Raw genomic sequence first — 1,513 nt, 5'->3', positions numbered from 1 at the left:
AGGGGGCCCTGTTATATCTAGGGAATACAGCTTTTCATGAAAAAAAAGAATTGATCAACAGACTCGAGAACGCTGGGTTGAGGCAGCATTCCTTGGATTTCTTCGCCTCCTTCTGAACTTAGCGTTCTATACATTTTTAGCCAACCCTCACATTACGTTGAATGGCAAGCAATTGTTTTAAAAAAATTGACAAAACTTGTGAAACATGATAGAATTATACTATAATTTCTAACTATAACTAAAATGTATAAGAAATATCTACTCGCTTTCCTTGTTACAAGTTTTTCTGGTTTATTCAATGCAAATGCTGTTGAAGAAAGTGATAAGGTTGAAACTGAACTACAAGACAAAGTTCAAAATAAATTTTTTGATGAAGTTAAAGAAGTCATTGGCACTGAATACTCTCTTAAAGAAAATCGTAGAAAAATAGAAAAACTTTTCAGCACATTATCTTCTGAAGAGAAGAAGGAAGCCCTGAGGACATTAAGAGATCTTAAAGAAAAAGTCGAATCAAGCACAAACATCCAAAACGAAGTCGTTGTGGACCCAGTTGCTAAGATTGATATGATGGCAGGGGTCAAAAGGGATGATTTCTGGAAAGATTTTTTAAATGAGTACATTAAAATCTTAGAGGATGTCCGTGAAAAAAACTCCGTAGAAAATGAAGATAATATTAATTAAGATGGTATAAAGTCTAATGCTATAGTAAATCATATCGTATTAGGTGGAGAAAAGAAGCGGGCTATAGACTCATGTCATTGAGCGAATTCTGTAATTCTATCATTAATGTATCGTTTCATATTATCCAAAAATTTCTCCGTAAAATTTAGATCTGGTGAATAATAAAGTAAAAGTAGTATTTTTCAGACCACAAATTAGATGAGTGCTCTTATGAGCGCTCTTATTTTTTGCGATCTATGGAATGAAACATAATCCATAATCAGGCCGCGTTTCAGTGTTTTGATTCAACACTGTTCTTCCAAACGATTAGAAAGAGTTGTATTGCAGGGTGCTATGGATTGATCGTTCACTAAGCCTTCTATACTATGATTTTTTTTGGAAGAGGTATCGCTTTTTTTGCCCTATTCCTTCTCTTTGTAACTCACCATATCAACACTATACAAGCATTTTAGGAGCGATACTTTTTCTTCTTCTAATCCCTGAGAGCAAAAAGGTGTTTTTATCACCCAATTCTAGCTTCTTAAATACTACTAAAGCATGCTTATAATAAACGCATCCTTAATATCTTTTAATCTACTATTCTCACAAATGATTTTATTTTTGAATAACCCAGTCTACGTTTACATCCTAAACTTTTTTTAGCATCGTAATCCCCTTCTTTCTTATATCAATTATGCCATTTACTCACTGTATTGCTGTTCACCTCAAACACTTCTGATGCTTTTTTTTATGTTTTTCAAGCCTGTATTTAGGGATTAGCCCTCCGCCTTAACAAGAATATAGAATGCACGATCCTCACCCTATTTTCGGCAGCTGCTAAAGCCATTTCGTA

The 1,513-nt window shown here is 34.0% G+C and carries 1 protein-coding gene; it reads left to right on the top strand.

Annotated elements, in window-relative coordinates:
- Nucleotides 1-243 precede the first annotated feature (243 nt).
- Nucleotides 244-681 (top strand): hypothetical protein, encoded by a 438-nt coding sequence (locus HCUR_RS00780; RefSeq protein WP_104206319.1) that lies wholly within the window; start codon nt 244-246, stop codon nt 679-681.
- Nucleotides 682-1,513 lie beyond the last annotated feature (832 nt).

Origin of the sequence: Holospora curviuscula (assembly GCF_002930195.1) — a bacterium.
Lineage (GTDB): Bacteria > Pseudomonadota > Alphaproteobacteria > Holosporales > Holosporaceae > Holospora > Holospora curviuscula.
This window is presented reverse-complemented; position numbering and strand designations above follow the sequence as displayed.